Raw genomic sequence first — 15,035 nt, 5'->3', positions numbered from 1 at the left:
GTGGCGATCGCCGCTAGCGTGAGAATCCGTTTCATGAATCGACCTCATTGCCTTCCGGTCCTGAGCGTCACACCGCGTGATCGCAACGCAAAGCTAGCGGACCGCGCGAGGGCGGATGTGCAGCGCCACCGCCGGCCGCTCCGCTGAGAGGCAGGACGGCGAGCGCGACCCGCCTCGCGCGCTCGTCCGTTCCTCGACGAACGGTAAGCCGATAGTTGGCATGATCTATTCGTGACCCCTGTCCGCATCCCGACGCCGCTGCGCGCCGTGTACGGGGTCTTCGGGGCCGCCGCGCTGGCCCTGATCGCATTCACGGTCGTGTTCTTCACACGCTGGCTCGCGTCGCTCACGCCGGTCGAGGCGTTCCTCGCGGCGTATCCGGGCGCGGCCCCCATGCCGGAGGGGCAGGGCATCGGCATCCCGCCGTGGCTGTCGTGGGCGCACTTCCTGAACGCGTTCTTCCTGCTGCTGATCATCCGATCCGGGATCCGCATCCGCGGCGAGAAGACGCCCAGTGGGCTGTGGACGTCGCGCCGGGTCAAGAAGCGCCGGATGAGCCTGACCATCTGGTTCCACATCGCGGTCGACGTGCTGTGGCTGCTCAACGGCATCGCGTTCATCGTGCTGCTGTTCGCGACGGGTCACTGGGTGCGGATCGTGCCGACCAGCTGGGACGTGTTCCCGAACGCGCTGTCCGCGCTCATCCAGTACGTGTCGCTCGACTGGCCGACGCACAGCGGCTGGACGGGCTACAACGGGCTGCAGCAGCTGTCGTACTTCGCGATCGTGTTCGTGGCGTCACCGCTGGCGATCCTGACGGGCGCGCGGCTCAGCGCGTTCTGGCCGCGGGAGACGGATCCGCCGAGCCGGGTCGCGCGCCTGAACCGGATGTTCCCCGTCGACCTGGCGAAGGCCGTCCACTTCCCGACGATGCTGTTCTTCGTCGGCTTCGTGATCGCGCACGTCGGGCTGGTGTTCGCGACCGGCGCGCTGCGCAATCTGAACGCGATGTACGGCGGGCAGGACGCCGTGAACTGGACCGGTTTCTGGATCTTCACGTTCTCGCTGATCGCGATGGCGGGCGGATGGATCGCGGCGCGCGACAGCGTGATCGCGCCGATCGCCCAGCGGTTCGGCGACGTCCGGATGCGTCCGCGCCGCTGAGCGGCGTCACTCGACGGTGAATGTCGCCGGTTCCGAGCTGACGTGCAGGCCGTCGGCGGCCATCACCTCGAGCCGGCCGGTCTCGGCGTCCGCCGGCACCGTGAACGACCCGCTCAGCGTGCCGTCCTGGGCGACCTGCGCCTCGCCCAGGTTGATCGTCTCCCCGTCCTGCACCCAGTAGAGATCGACGGTCGACACCGGATCGGGCTCGGAGCCCTGCTCTCCCGTGTCCTCGCACACGAGGTACCCCGCGCCGCTCACCGCGATCTCGACGCCGGGCGCGCCGCGGTCGGGGGAGAGGCTCAGCGTCGGCGCCGCGCATGCCTGCGCGGAGGTGACGTCCTGATCCTCCGGCGCGGACGTCTCGGCCGGCGTCGTCGCGCCCGCGCACCCGGCGAGCGCGAGCAGCAGGAAGCCCGTGAGGGCGAGGGCGGGGACTCGGCGCATCGTGGGGCTCACTTCTTGTAGAGCGAGTGAAGGCTCGCCAGGTCGCCGGCCCCGAACTGTCGTGCCGACGCGTTGCAGGCCGTGATCTGGGGGCTCATGGTGAGGTCGTTGCCGCCGCGCTCGACGGCGTGCGCGAGCCCGACCGCGTGGCCGAGTTCGTGCGTCAGGACGGAGCGGGCGTCGAACCTGCTGCCCGTGCAGCCCTTGGGGTTCGTGATCCACGCGCGGCTGGAGCTGTCGAGCCGGACGTCGGCGCGGATGATCTCGTCGTGCCCGCTGTGGGTCTTGAACACCACGCACGTGAGGCCGAGTGTCGAGCCGGTCAGGTTGCCGAAGTCGATCACGCTGTGCACATCGGGCTTCGTGCAGGTGTTGCCGCTCATATTGCTGTCGCCCGTCGTGGCGGCGCCGATCTTGCCCGGCACGGCGAGCGCACGCGTGAGCCCGCAGCTGTCGGTGCCGTTCTTGACGGTGCTCCACGACTGGGTGATGAGGTTGGTCCACGTGGTCGAGGACAGGTTGGACGGCCGCCGCTCGGACGTGTTGATCCGGTACGTGGGCGAGGCGTACCACTTCACGCCCTGCACGTGCACGGCGTTGTCCTTGCAGCGCGAGACGGCCGCCGCCCGCTGCGGGGTCGTCACCGCCGCGTGGTCGTCGACGGAGACGCTCACGACGCCGTCCGCGTCCGTGCGGACCGTGAGGTGCGCGTCCGTGCCGTCCGCCTGCACGCCGACCGCCATGACGCCGGTGCCGGGCGCCGGGATGGCGGCGGCGATGTCGTCGGCGACGACGGTCTTCGGCGCACCGCACGAGGTCAGGTCGAGGCCGTCGGCGACCTCGGCCGTGACCGTGGTGACCTTCGCGATCGCGGGCGGGCACGTGAGCCCCGCGGCGGCGGCCGGGGCTCCGGCGACCACGGGGGCGCTCGCGAGGGCGATCACGCCGAGCACGGAGAGCAGTTTCATCGACCGGAGCTCCTCGGTTCTGGGGGGCGCCACCGGCGCGGTGGCAGAGCCACTATGAGCATGCCACCTGGAGGGTCGCACAGCCTCGCCGTCCGTTTCCCACTGATCGGGACGCGGGGCGCCGCACCCCTGCCGATCGGCGGGAGAGTCCGCCCGCCCTCGTGACGGTCGCGTGCGGCATGCTGGGGAGCAACGCACGCGAGGAGGCAGGATGACCGACACCGCTGACCGGCACGGCCCGTACGAGACCATCCGGATCGAGACGCGCGGCCGCGTCGGCTGGATCACGCTCGACCGACCGGAGGCGCTCAATGCGCTGAACGGGCAGGTGATGCGGGAGCTCGCCGCGGCGGCGACCGCGTTCGACACGGACGGCGGGATCGGCGCGATCGTCGTGACCGGATCCGAGCGGGCGTTCGCCGCCGGAGCGGACATCAAGGAGATGGAGGGCCTTCACGGTCGCGACATCGCGGTCGACGGGCGCTTCGACGGCTGGCGCGTGTTCGCGGACGTCCGCACGCCCGTGATCGCCGCGGTGTCCGGCTACGCGCTGGGCGGCGGCTGCGAGCTCGCGATGATGTGCGACGTGATCCTCGCGGCCGAGACGGCGCGGTTCGGCCAGCCCGAGATCACGCTCGGCGTCATCCCCGGGATGGGCGGCACGCAGCGCCTGATCCGGGCGGTCGGCTACTTCAAGGCCGCCGAGCTCATCCTGTCGGGCCGGATGATCGACGCCGAGGAGGCCGAGCGCATCGGGCTGGTCTCACGCGTCGTGCCGTCCGCGGAGCTCCAGGGGGAGGCGGAGAAGCTCGCGGAGGCGATCGCCGCGAAGCCCCTCCCTGCGCTCTACGCCGCCAAGGCGGCGCTCGACGCCGCGCTCGAGGTGCCGCTTGCGGAGGGCCTGCGGCTCGAGAAGCACCTGTTCGCGTCGCTGTTCGACACGCACGACCAGAAGGAGGGCATGGCGGCCTTCCGAGAGAAGCGCGCCCCGGACTTCACGCACCGCTGACGGCGCGGTCCCGCGGCGCCCAGCGGCCGAGGCGGTGCGTTCGGCCGCTCGGGCGCTGTGCCCCTCACGGGGCGGACGCGGACGCGACTCCGGCCGCGAACCCCTCCGCGAACGCCTCGTCGTACCCGAGGCGGAACATGTCGCGCTCGCCCGTGCGGGGGATGGTGCGCGCGCCCGGCAGGTCCAGGTCGCCGACGAGGTCGGCACGACCGCGCACGACCGCGACGGGAAGTCCCGTGGCCTTGCCCTTGACGAGGTCGGCCGCGGCGCACAGCTCGTCGGCCACGCACGGCAGCGTGACGTGCAGGGGGCGGCCCTGTGCGTCGGTCGTGCCGCGCAGGTCCTCGAACACCCGCACCCCTCCCGCGCCGATCGCGTGGTCGATCTGACCGTCGCGCCACGCGCGGCCGAGCGTGTCCGACACGAGCACGCCCACCTCGACGCCGAAGCGTGCCCGCAGCCCCGCGGCGAGCGCGCGCGCCGACGCATCCGGATCCACCGGAAGCAGCAGCACCGTGCCCTCCGGCGTGTTCGACGCATCCACGCCGGCGGCGGCGGACACGATCCCGAGCCGGTTCTCGACGATCCGGGTGACGCCGCCGCTTTCGGTCGTTCGCGTGGCGACCACGCGAACCGTCTCGGCCGTGATCGCGTCCTCGCGGTCGTCGGCCGTCACGAACCGCCCCTCCGCCTTCGAGACGATCTTGCTCGTGACGACGAGGATGTCGCCGTCCGCGAGCGGATGATCGGATCGGTCGAGCGCGTCCGAGAGTGCGTCGACGAGATCCGTGCCCGCGGCGATCTCGGGGATCCCCGCGAGCGGCCAGATCGTCAGCACCGGGCGATCAGGGGCGGACGTAGCGGACCTCGGCGAGCGTCTCACCGAGGAACGGCTCCTCGCGGCGGCCGCCGTCGAGGTGGAAGCCGCGCTTCTCGTAGAACGTGCGCGCGCCGGGGTACTTCTCCGCGAGCCACAGGTACAGCGGCTCGCCGTCGTCGACGACCGCGTCGAACAGCGCGCGGCCGATGCCCTTGCGGTGCCACGAGTCGAGGAGGTACACGAAGTAGAACTCGCGCGGGGCCGGAGCGTCCGCCTCGCGCGCGGGACCGCTGGCCGCGAAGCCGACGATCTCCCCGTCGACGAGGGCCGCCGCATGCCGGATCTCGTCGTTCTGAGACGTGTAGTGGGTCCACAGCTCCGCCATGCGGCGAGGCGAGACCTTCTCGAGCGTGGCGCTCGAGATGAGACCGTCGTAGGTCTCGTGCCAGACCTTCGCGTGGACGCGCCCCATTGCCTCGGCGTCGACGTCGCGAATCGGTCGGATCAGCAGGTCGGTGAGCGATTCGGCTGCCATGGCCAGACTCTACGCACGGACGAGGCCGCAAAGAAATCGACGCGTCACGTTGTCGCCGCCTCACAACGAACACGGTCGGAGCGGGCGGATCGTGCCAGCATCGTCGCTCGTGAACGTGATCTGGCGAACCCTTCTCGTGATGCTCCAGGCGCGTCGGCGTCGCCGTCGGCAGGGACGCCTCGCCCCCACCGCGGTCGGGCGCATCCGGCTCACGACGCTTCCCACCGACATCGACGTCCTGCGCCACATGAACAACGGCCGCTACCTGTCGCTGTTCGACCTCGGGCGGTGGGACCTCATGGTGCGCACGGATCTCGCCGAGATCATGAGGGCGAAGGGCTGGTATCCCGTCGTCGCGAGCGAGACCGTCACGTTCCGCAAGTCGCTGAACCTCTGGCAGCGGTTCGAGCTGCAGTCGCGCTGGGTCGGTCACGACGACCGTGCGCTCTACCTCGAGCACCGCGCGGTCGTGCGCGGCGAGATCTACGCGAGCGCGATCATCCGCGGCCGCATCCTGCGCCGATCCGGCGGCACCGTGCCGATGGACGAGCTGCTCGAGGCGCTCGGCCTGGAGGACGCGCTGCCCGAGATGCCCGCGTGGACGCACGAGTGGGCGAGCAACGTCGCGCTGCCCTCCACCCGACGCCCCGCGCCGAGCGACTGGGACTGAGCCGCCGCGACGCCGAGTGACACGGCGACGCTCCCGTGGCGCCGGCTCAGCGCCGCGCCCCGGCGGGCGGGTCGCACGCCAGTGCGCGCAGGTACCGCTCGGTATAGCGGTGCTGCATGAGGCGCACGAGCGGGTAGGCGGCCCAGAAGAACCAGCTCGCGGGCCGCGAGAAGGCGCGCACGTGCACCCACACGGACCCGTCCGGGTCGCGCTCGACGAGGAAGACCTCCTCACCGCGCTCGGGATGGCCCCGCAGCGTGCCGTACGCGAACCCGCGGACGTCGGGCTCGTCGATCACGTAGACCACGCGGCACGGCACGTCGCGCGGCCAGCGCCCGATGCGCAGGATCGCCGCGTCGCCGGCGGCGAGGTCCCGATCCGCCGCGGCCACGCGGATCCCCGACCTGCGCTGGATGCCCCAGCGCAGCACCGCGTCGGCGGCCGCGTGCCAGGCCGCCGCGCCGTCGCCGATCCGTGCGCGCCGATCGATCGGCCGGTAGCCGCGCGGAGGGCGGACGAGGAGGTCGTCGCGGCGCGTGCCGCCCACCTCCGCGTACGTGAACGCGTCCCGCGAGCGCATGCGCTCATCCTGTCACTGCCGCGCAGCGGGCGCGCGCTCGGCGTCCGCCGGCCGCGCTGCCGAAGCGCGACGCCGGGACGGATATCGCGCGCGCTCGTCCGCAACCGGGATCCAGGTACTTAGGCTGATCGCATGGCCGACGATCTCGACCCGAATCCCACCGTCACCGACGCCTCCCACCACCTCGTGGCGGAGTCCGTGACCCTCGCCGAGCGCTGGGTGCGCGAGGCCGCCCCCGACCCCGAACGGTCCTCGAAGGAGAGCGCCGATCCGGCCGCCGCGCGACTGGCCGGCGTGCTGCAGGACCCGAACGGGCTGCCGTTCACACTCGGATTCGTCGACGGCGTGATGCGCCCCGAGAGCGCGACCGCGGCGGCGGGCAACCTCAGCCGCGTGGCGCCGCTCGTGCCGCAATTCCTGCCCTGGTTCCTGCGGGGCGCCGTGCGCCTGGGTGGAGCGGTCGCGCCGTTCCTGCCCGTGCCGACCGTGCCGATCGCGCGCCGCGTGCTGCGCGAGATGGTGGGTCACCTCATCGTGGACGCCCGGCCCGAGAAGCTCGGCCCCGCGCTCGCGAAGCTGCGTGAGGGCGGCGCGCGACTGAACCTCAACCTGCTCGGCGAGGCCGTGCTGGGCGAGCAGGAGGCCAAGCGCCGGCTCGCCGGCATCCACGAGCTCGTGAAGCGTCCGGACGTCGACTACGTCTCGGTCAAGGTGTCGGCGATCGCGAGCCACCTGTCGATGTGGGCGTTCGACGAGACGGTCGACCACGTCGTGGAGCGCCTGCGACCGCTGTACCTGTCGGCAGCGCTGCACGGCACGTTCCTGAACCTGGACATGGAGGAGTACCGCGACCTCGACCTCACGATCGCGGTGTTCCAGCGGCTGCTCGCCGCGCCCGAGCTCAAGAGCTACCGCGCGGGCATCGTGCTGCAGGCCTACCTGCCGGACGCGCTGCCGGCCCTCGAGCGGCTCACGGCGTGGGCGACCGAGCGTGTCGACGCGGGCGGATCGCCGATCAAGGTGCGGCTGGTGAAGGGTGCGAACCTCGCGATGGAGCGGGTCGACGCCGTGATGCACGGCTGGCCCGTCGCGACGCACGCGTCCAAGCTCGACAGCGACGCGTCGTACCTCCGGTGCCTCGACTACGCGCTGCACCCCGAGCGCGCCCGCGCGGTGAGCGTGGGTGTCGCGGGCCACAATCTCTTCGACATCGCGTACGCGTGGCTGCTCGCCGGCGAGCGCGGCGTGCGCGAGCAGATCGAGTTCGAGATGCTGCTCGGCATGGCACAGGGCCAGGTCGCGGCGGTCGCGCGCGAGGTCGGCCACGTGCTGCTGTACGTGCCCGTCGTGCGCCCCGACGAGTTCGACGTGGCGATCAGCTACCTCGTGCGCCGTCTCGAGGAGAACGCGTCGAGCGAGAACTTCCTGTCCGCCGCGTTCGGCATGGCGGAGGACGCCTCGCTGTTCGAGCGCGAGCGCGACCGCTTCGTCGCGTCGGTGGAGCGTTCCGCGGATCCGTCCCTGCCGCTCGGCCCGAACCGGCGGCAGGATCGCGGCGGGGCCCCGACACCCCAGGAGGTCGCGGACTCCGACGCCGACGGGGACCTGACGCAGATCGCCTCCGACATCGCGCGCGGATCGCACACGCCCGCGCTCGCCACGGCGGAGGACACCGTGGCGGTGGATCCGGCGGATGAGTTCCGCGCGGTGGCGGACGGCGACTTCGTCGAGACCGCCGTGTTCGCCCGGCGCGAGGTCGGCCGTGCCGAGGGCGCACCCGGCTTCCAGAACGCGCCCGACACGGATCCGGCGCTGCCCGCGAACCGGGCGTGGTCGCGCGACATCCTGGCGCGGATCCCGTCGTCCACCGCGGGAGACGCCACGATCGCTGCGGCGCGGATCGATGACGAGGCCGAGCTCGAGGCCGTGATCGCGCGCGTGCGCGCCGCGGGCGAGGAGTGGGGCCGGCGCCCCGCGGCCGAGCGCAGCGCGCTGCTGCAGCGCGCCGCCCGCGCGCTCGAGGCGCGCCGCGGCGAGCTGATCGAGGTCGCCGCCTCCGAGACCGGCAAGGTGTTCGCGGAGGCGGACATCGAGGTCAGCGAGGCCGTCGACTTCGCGAGCTACTACGCCGCGACAGCGCGCGAGCTCGACCGCGTGCCGGGAGCGGTGTTCGAGCCGTCGCGGTTGACGGTCGTGACCCCGCCGTGGAACTTCCCCGTGGCGATCCCGGCCGGCGGGGTCCTGGCGGCGCTCGCCGCGGGCTCCGGCGTCGTGTTCAAGCCCGCGCCGCAGGCCCGCCGCTGCGCGGCCGTCGTGGCCGACGCGCTGTGGGACGCCGGCATCCCGCGCGACCTGCTTGCGCTCGTGGACATCTCGGAGGGCGACCTCGGCCGCCAGCTGATCTCGCACGAGGCCGTGGACCGCGTGATCCTCACCGGCGCGTGGGAGACAGCGAAGCTGTTCCGCAGCTGGCGGCCCGATCTGCCGCTGCTGGCCGAGACCAGCGGCAAGAACGCCATGATCATCACGCCCTCGGCCGACCTCGACCTGGCGGCCGCCGACCTCGTCAAGAGCGCGTTCGGCCACGCCGGACAGAAGTGCTCGGCCGCGTCCCTCGCGATCCTCGTCGGCCCCGTCGCCCGCTCCCGTCGCTTCGCGCGTCAGCTCGTCGACGCGACGCGGTCCCTGCGCATCGGACCGCCGTCCGACCCGCTGTCCGAGATGGGACCCGTGATCGAGGTGCCCACGGGCAAGCTCGACTGGGCGCTCACGACGCTGGAGGAGGGCGAGAACTGGCTCGTGCAGCCCAAGCCGCTGCGCGACACCGGCTGGGAGCACGAGGAGGGCCGGTACTGGACCCCCGGCATCCGCACGGGTGTGAAGCCGGGCTCGCGCTTCCACCGCGAGGAGTTCTTCGGCCCGGTGCTGGGCATCATGCACGCCCCCACGCTGGAGCGCGCGATCGAGCTGCAGAACGCCGTCGACTACGGCCTGACGGCGGGCCTGTACACGCAGAGCCCGGATGAGCTGGCGCAGTGGCTGGACACGATCGAGGCGGGCAACCTGTACGTCAACCGCGGCATCACCGGCGCGATCGTGCAGCGCCAGCCCTTCGGCGGCTGGAAGCGCTCCTCGGTCGGGGCGGGAACCAAGGCCGGCGGGCCGAACTACCTGATCGGGCTCGGGTCGTGGCGACCGTCCACGGGCGGCCCTTCCGGCAAGTCCCTGCACCTGCGGGGCCTGGACACCCGCATCGTGGCCCTGATCGAGGCGGCCCAGCCGTCGCTGTCGTACGAGGAGTACGACTGGCTCCGACGCGGGGCGCTGTCGGACGCGATCGCGTGGGATCGCGAGTTCGGCAAGGTCAAGGACGTCTCCGCGCTGGGCATCGAGCGCAACCTGTTCCGCTACCGACCCGTGCCGCTCGCGGTGCGCGCCACCGCCGACGCCACATGGCAGGCCGTGCTGCGCGTCGCGATCGCGGGCATCCGCGCGGGCGGAGGGTTCACGCTGTCGGCGCCGGTCGGGCTTCCCCCGGCCGTCCGACGCGTGCTGGGCCAGCTCGACGTGCCGGTGTTCATCGAGACCGACGAGCAGTGGATCCGCCGCGTGCGCGGGGCAGCGGCGTCCGACGTCGCCGAGCCGGCCGCGGGCACCACGACGCTCACGGTCGGCCAGCTGATGTCGGACGAGCAGCAGCGTCCGCCGCGTGCGCGCCTCGTCGGCTCCCGCGACTCGGTCGCCGCGCTGCGCGCCGCGCTCGCCGCAGGCGTCGACGGCGATCCGGATCTCGCGGTGTACGCGGGTGAGGTCACGACCGCGGGCCGCATCGAGCTCCTCCCGTTCCTGCGCGAGCAGTCGATCACGATCACGGCGCACCGCTTCGGCAACCCGGATCGCTGGAGCGCAGAGATCATCTGACACGGCCTGCCGCCCCGGGCGGGACGGACCTGTCGCGAACCGGGGCGGAGGCGTACCGTGTGCGCCATGGAAGCGCTGTTCGCAACCTCGGGAGACGTGATCGTCGTCGTGTCGGGGCTCGCGCTGCTGGCCGCGCTGGGCGGCGGCGCCGTGATGTGGCGGTTGCGCGAGCGTCGTGAGGAGCGCGAGGTCGCGCGCGACGATCTGCGGCGCGCGGGGGAGCCGTCCGACCTCTCGCCCGAGGCCGCGGCGCTGCGGGCCGAGGGCAAGGCGAGCTGGATGCGCCCCACCTTCTGATCCGACGGGGCCGCGCCGCGGCCGTCGGCGGCGCGCGCGGATCCGATCCAGGATGGATGCGATCGCCCGTGCCACAATGGACGCGGCGTGCCCGTGCCGTTGGCGTCTTCTCGCTCCGCCGGGCCTCTGGACAGCGTCCGCCGCCCCTTCGCTGAGGAGCAAGATGTCCGAACGCATCGCACACCGCCGCCGCTACCTGATGTGCCGTCCCGAGCACTTCACGGTGAGCTACTCGATCAACCCGTGGATGGAGCCCGCCAACCCGACCGACACGGCGCTGGCCGTCGCCCAGTGGCAGAAGCTCTACGACACGTATCTCGAGCTGGGGCACCAGGTCGAGCTGATCGATCCGCTGCCCGGGTACCCGGACATGGTCTACACCGCCAACGGCGGCTTCGTCATCGACGGCGTCGCCTACGGTCCCGAGTTCCGATACGTCGAGCGTCAGGGCGAGGCGCCCGCCTTCATCGACTGGTTCCGCGACAACGGGTTCGACACCCGCGTTCCGGAGGAGGTCAACGAGGGCGAGGGAGACTTCCTCCTCGCGGGCGACGTCATCCTCGCCGGCACGGGCTTCCGCTCGACCGGCGACAGCCACGCCGAGGTCGCCCGCATCTTCGACCGCGAGGTCGTGAGCCTCATGCTCGTGGACCCGCGCTTCTACCACCTGGACACGGCCATCGCGATCCTGGATCCCGTCGTCGAGGACGGCGCGGAACCGGGCATCGCGTACCTGCCGCACGCGTTCGACGACGCGAGCCGGGCCGAGCTCGAGCGCCGCTTCCCGAGCGCCATCCTGGTCTCGGACGAGGATGGCGCGGTGTTCGGCCTGAACTCGGCGAGCGACGGTCGCAACGTGATCATCTCGCCCCGCGCCAAGGGATTCGAGGCGCAGCTGCGCGAGCGCGGCTACAACCCGATCACGGTCGACCTGTCCGAGCTGCTGCTCGGCGGCGGCGGCATCAAGTGCTGCACGCTCGAGCTGCGGAGCGCGGCCGGCGAGCACGGGGGTGCGCAGTGACGGCCGCACACGAGCCCCACGTCGCGCACAACTACCACCCCCTGCCCGTCACGGTCGCGACCGGCGACGGCGCGTGGGTCACGGACGCCGAGGGCAAGCGCTACCTGGACATGCTGTCGGGCTACTCCGCCCTGAACTTCGGCCACCTGAACGCCGAGCTCGTGCAGGCCGCGCAGGACCAGCTGGGTCGCCTCACGCTGACGAGCCGCGCGTTCTACAACGACAGGCTCGCCCCCTTCACGAACGCGCTCGCCGACCTGTGCGGCAAGGATCTCGTGCTGCCCATGAACACCGGCGCCGAGGCCGTGGAGACCGGCATCAAGGTCGCCCGCGCGTGGGGATACCGCGTCAAGGGCATCCCCGCGGGCAAGGCGGAGATCATCGTGGCGCGCGGCAACTTCCACGGCCGCACCACCACGATCGTGGGCTTCAGCGACGACCCCCAGGCGAACACCGACTTCGGTCCCTACGCGCCGGGCTTCATCGCGGTCCCGTACGGTGACGCGGATGCGATCGAGGCGGCGATCACGGATGAGACCGCGGCCGTGCTGCTCGAGCCGATCCAGGGCGAGGGCGGCGTCGTGCTGCCGCCCGAGGGATACCTGCGCCGCGTGCGCGAGCTCACGTCCGCCCGCAACGCTTTGTTCATCGCGGACGAGATCCAGTCGGGCCTCGGGCGCGTGGGCGAGACGTTCGCGTGCGACCGCGAGGGCGTCGTCCCCGACGTCTACCTGCTCGGCAAGGCGCTCGGCGGCGGCATCCTGCCGGTCTCGGCCGTCGTGGCCGACGAGGACGTGCTGGGCGTCATCCGCCCCGGCGAGCACGGCTCGACGTTCGGCGGCAACCCGCTCGCCGCGGCCGTCGGCCTCAAGGTCGTCGAGCTGCTGAAGTCGGGCCGCTTCCAGGAGCGCTCGCGCGAGCTCGGCGCGCACCTGCGACAGGGTCTCGAGAAGCTCGACGGCGTCGTGGCCGTGCGATCGGCCGGCCTCTGGGCGGGCGTCGACATCGACCCGTCGCGCGGCACGGGTCGCGAGGTCGCCGAGCGCCTGCTGGCGCGCGGTGTGCTCGCGAAGGACACGCACGGCCAGACGCTGCGCATCGCGCCGCCGCTCGTCATCCGCGCCACGGAGATCGACTGGGCCCTCGAGCAGCTGCAGGTCGCGCTGACCCCCGGTCGCTGAGCCCGCGGCCGGGGTCCTCCCCCGGCTCCCCCGCGGATCCAAACCACATGGTCTGAACGAGGCGACATGGTCCGGACGCGCCAGGACATGTGGTCTCGTTCAGAACACATGGTTTGGCGACCTGGGCTGGGCGGCCGGGCGGCGGGTCAGGCGGGGAACCGCTGATCCAGCCACGACAGCAGGTCCGCGCGGATCTCGGCCTGCGCGACCTCGTTGAAGATCTCGTGGCGGGCGCCGGGGTACACGCGGGTCGTGATGTCCTCGAAGCCCGAGCGCACGCGGTAGGCGGCCTCGAGCCGCCGCACCGACACGGGCCCGCCGACCGGATCGTCCTCGCCGACCAGCAGCAGGATCGGCACGTCGTGCCCGGCGATCCGCCGCAGCCCGCGTCGGGGCCGGCCGAACATGATGCCGGCCGCGTCCCGCACGCCGAACAGCCGCAGCAGCGGCGTCGTCGTGGTCAGCGGGTCGTCGAGGAAGGCGCGTCCGACCTCGAGGTCGGACGACAGCCACTCGACGCCGAGCGCGTCCGGTCCCTTCCAGCGGGCGTTGAGCGGAGCCGGATTGAGCGACCCCGGCCACCGGAGGGCGGAGCCGCTGAGGATCACGGCGTCGTACGACGCCGGGTCGCGATCGAGCAGCAGCTGCGCGAGGAACGATCCCCAGGAGTGACCGAGCAGGATCAGCGGAAGCTCCGGATTCTCGTCTCGCGCGATCCGGGTCATGCGCGCGACCGCCGCGACCGCGGCGGCATGGCCGCCCGCGCCGAGCCGCCCGAGCCGCGTGGCGTCGTCGCCGTGCTGGCGCATGCCCGTACGACCGTGTCCGCGGTGGTCGTCCGCGTAGACCGTGAACCCCGCACCGACCAACGCGTCGATCAGCGCGGCATAGCGACCCGCGTGCTCCCCGACGCCGTGCAGCAGCTGCACGACGCCTCGCGCGGGGTCGGCCGGATGGACGTCGTAGACGACCGCGACCCCATGGTCGTCGAGGAACTCGGGCATGCGCCGATCCTGCCAGAGGGCCTACGCGCTCACCGGCTCCCGCCGAGACGGGCGAGCGGGAATACTTACCAAAACTAATGAGTTACGCTAAGCAATGATGACCGACCTCTCCTCCGATGCCTCCGAGATCCGTGCCGCGGCGATGCGGCTGTCACGACGCCTGCGGCAGCAGCGAGCGGTCACCACGATGTCCGACGGGCAGTTCGCGGTGCTCGTGGTGCTGAAGCTGCACGGGCCCCACACCCTCACCGCGCTGGCAGAGCGCGAGGGCGTGACGGCGCCGTCGATGAACCGCACGGTCAACTGCCTCGAGGAGGAGGGCTACGTCACCCGGGAGCCCGACGAGGTCGACCGGCGCAAGGTCAACATCGCGATCACCGAGAAGGGCGACACGGTCGTCGTCGACACGGTGCAGCGCCGCGACGAGTGGCTCGCGCGCGTGCTCGCCGACGTCTCCGATGCGGATCGCGACACGCTGCGCGCCGCCGCGCGCATCATCCTGGAGGTGATCGAGCGATGAACGCGATGTTCCGATCCTTCGCGTCCTTCAACTTCCGCGTCTGGTTCATCGGCGCGCTCGTGTCGAACGTCGGCTCGTGGATGCAGTCGACCGCGCAGAGCTGGGTCGTGCTCACGCAGCTGACCGACAACGACGCCGGCGCCATGGGCGTCACGATGGCGCTGCAGTTCGGCCCTCCCCTGCTGCTCGTGGGCGTCTCGGGATGGGTCACCGACCGCTTCGACCGTCGGCGGATCCTGATGGTCACGCAGCTCGTCCTGCTGCTGCTGTCGCTGACGATCGGCATCCTGCTGCTGCTCGACGTCATGACGCTGCCGCTCATGTTCGTGTTCGCGTTCGTGATGGGCCTCGTCGTCGCGTTCGACAACCCGGCACGGCAGGCGTTCGTCACGGATCTCGTGCGCCGCGAGAACGCCTCGAACGCTGTCGCGCTCAACGCCGCGTCGTTCAACGGCGCGCGCATGATCGGCCCCGCCGTGGCGGGCCTGCTGATCGTCGCCGTCGGCACCGGCTGGGTGTTCCTGCTCAATGTGCTGACCTTCGCGGGCATGCTCGTCGCGCTGTTCGCGATCAGGACCGGCGAGCTCATCCCGCGCAAGAAGGCGGATGCCTCCGCTCGTCTCGCCGACGGCTTCCGCTACGTGGCACGGCGCCCCGACCTGATGGTGATCTTCGCCATGGTGTTCCTGCTCGGCGCGCTGGGCATGAACTTCCCGATCTTCGCGTCGACCATGGCGCTGGAGTTCGGCCAGGAGGCCGACGGGTTCGGTCTGCTGAGCTCGATCCTGGCCATCGGATCCCTCGTGGGGGCGCTGCTGGCGGCTCGTCGCGCCCGTGCGCGGCTGCGAGTCGCGATCCTCGCGACCGGCGGCTTCGGCGTCGTCTCGATCGTGTCGGC

Annotated in this window: 15 protein-coding genes; 9 read left to right on the top strand and 6 right to left on the bottom strand. The window is 71.9% G+C overall.

Annotation, left to right across the window (positions count from 1 at the left end; all coding sequences use genetic code 11):
• Window positions 1-231: 231 nt before the first annotated feature.
• Window positions 232-1,164, top strand: a complete 933-nt coding sequence (locus RIF89_RS04845; RefSeq protein WP_309068010.1) for a cytochrome b/b6 domain-containing protein — start codon at window positions 232-234, stop codon at window positions 1,162-1,164.
• A 6-nt stretch (window positions 1,165-1,170) separates the two neighbouring features.
• Here the strand turns inward: RIF89_RS04845 and RIF89_RS04840 are convergent, their stop codons facing one another.
• Complete coding sequence (locus RIF89_RS04840) at window positions 1,171-1,611, bottom strand: hypothetical protein (protein ID WP_309068009.1); 441 nt, start codon at window positions 1,609-1,611, stop codon at window positions 1,171-1,173.
• An 8-nt stretch (window positions 1,612-1,619) separates the two neighbouring features.
• Complete coding sequence (locus RIF89_RS04835) at window positions 1,620-2,579, bottom strand: matrixin family metalloprotease (RefSeq protein WP_309068008.1); 960 nt, start codon at window positions 2,577-2,579, stop codon at window positions 1,620-1,622.
• Window positions 2,580-2,790: 211 nt separating this feature from the next.
• On the opposite strand from RIF89_RS04835, the gene RIF89_RS04830 reads away from it, so the two are divergent.
• Window positions 2,791-3,588 carry an enoyl-CoA hydratase-related protein gene (locus tag RIF89_RS04830; RefSeq protein WP_309068007.1) on the top strand — a complete coding sequence of 266 codons (798 nt, stop codon included), beginning with the start codon at window positions 2,791-2,793 and terminating at the stop codon, window positions 3,586-3,588.
• Window positions 3,589-3,652: 64 nt separating this feature from the next.
• Here the strand turns inward: RIF89_RS04830 and cofE are convergent, their stop codons facing one another.
• Together cofE and RIF89_RS04820 are read right to left on the bottom strand one after the other, a co-directional pair.
• Window positions 3,653-4,426 carry a coenzyme F420-0:L-glutamate ligase gene (gene cofE / locus RIF89_RS04825; protein ID WP_309068006.1) on the bottom strand — a complete coding sequence of 258 codons (774 nt, stop codon included), beginning with the start codon at window positions 4,424-4,426 and terminating at the stop codon, window positions 3,653-3,655.
• 7 nt (window positions 4,427-4,433) lie between these two features.
• Window positions 4,434-4,943, bottom strand: a complete 510-nt coding sequence (locus RIF89_RS04820; protein WP_309068005.1) for a GNAT family N-acetyltransferase — start codon at window positions 4,941-4,943, stop codon at window positions 4,434-4,436.
• A 109-nt stretch (window positions 4,944-5,052) separates the two neighbouring features.
• Here RIF89_RS04820 and RIF89_RS04815 point away from each other — a divergent pair, with 109 nt between their 5' ends.
• Entirely contained in the window at window positions 5,053-5,613 is a 561-nt protein-coding gene (locus tag RIF89_RS04815) for a thioesterase family protein (RefSeq protein ID WP_309068012.1), read from the top strand.
• A gap of 46 nt (window positions 5,614-5,659) precedes the next feature.
• On the opposite strand, the gene RIF89_RS04810 is transcribed toward RIF89_RS04815, so the two are convergent.
• Complete coding sequence (locus RIF89_RS04810) at window positions 5,660-6,193, bottom strand: DUF1990 domain-containing protein (RefSeq protein ID WP_309068004.1); 534 nt, start codon at window positions 6,191-6,193, stop codon at window positions 5,660-5,662.
• Between the two features lie 132 nt (window positions 6,194-6,325).
• Here RIF89_RS04810 and RIF89_RS04805 point away from each other — a divergent pair, with 132 nt between their 5' ends.
• From RIF89_RS04805 to rocD, 4 genes are all read left to right on the top strand, one after another.
• A complete protein-coding gene (locus RIF89_RS04805; protein ID WP_309068003.1) occupies window positions 6,326-10,114 on the top strand; it encodes a bifunctional proline dehydrogenase/L-glutamate gamma-semialdehyde dehydrogenase in 3,789 nt (1,262 codons plus the stop codon).
• A 66-nt stretch (window positions 10,115-10,180) separates the two neighbouring features.
• A complete protein-coding gene (locus RIF89_RS04800) occupies window positions 10,181-10,411 on the top strand; it encodes a hypothetical protein (protein WP_309068002.1) in 231 nt (76 codons plus the stop codon).
• Between the two features lie 163 nt (window positions 10,412-10,574).
• A complete protein-coding gene (ddaH, locus tag RIF89_RS04795) occupies window positions 10,575-11,432 on the top strand; it encodes a dimethylargininase (RefSeq protein ID WP_309068001.1) in 858 nt (285 codons plus the stop codon).
• Window positions 11,429-12,613: an ornithine--oxo-acid transaminase gene (rocD, locus tag RIF89_RS04790; RefSeq protein WP_309068000.1), complete on the top strand. Its 1,185-nt coding sequence runs from the start codon at window positions 11,429-11,431 to the stop codon at window positions 12,611-12,613. Before ddaH ends, rocD begins: the two co-directional genes overlap by 4 nt.
• A gap of 146 nt (window positions 12,614-12,759) precedes the next feature.
• Here rocD and RIF89_RS04785 read toward each other — a convergent pair whose 3' ends face one another.
• Complete coding sequence (locus RIF89_RS04785; protein ID WP_309067999.1) at window positions 12,760-13,617, bottom strand: alpha/beta fold hydrolase; 858 nt, start codon at window positions 13,615-13,617, stop codon at window positions 12,760-12,762.
• Window positions 13,618-13,714: 97 nt separating this feature from the next.
• Here RIF89_RS04785 and RIF89_RS04780 point away from each other — a divergent pair, with 97 nt between their 5' ends.
• Both RIF89_RS04780 and RIF89_RS04775 read left to right on the top strand, forming a co-directional pair.
• The gene (locus tag RIF89_RS04780) at window positions 13,715-14,137 is read left to right on the top strand and encodes a MarR family transcriptional regulator (RefSeq protein WP_309067998.1); all 423 of its coding nucleotides are present in this window, start codon (window positions 13,715-13,717) and stop codon (window positions 14,135-14,137) included.
• Window positions 14,138-14,142: 5 nt separating this feature from the next.
• Window positions 14,143-15,035 (top strand): MFS transporter (locus RIF89_RS04775; RefSeq protein WP_309068011.1); only part of this gene is annotated, 893 nt, incomplete at its 3' end.

The sequence above is a fragment of the Microbacterium sp. genome (genome assembly GCF_031178525.1).
Lineage (GTDB): Bacteria > Actinomycetota > Actinomycetes > Actinomycetales > Microbacteriaceae > Microbacterium.
This window is presented reverse-complemented; position numbering and strand designations above follow the sequence as displayed.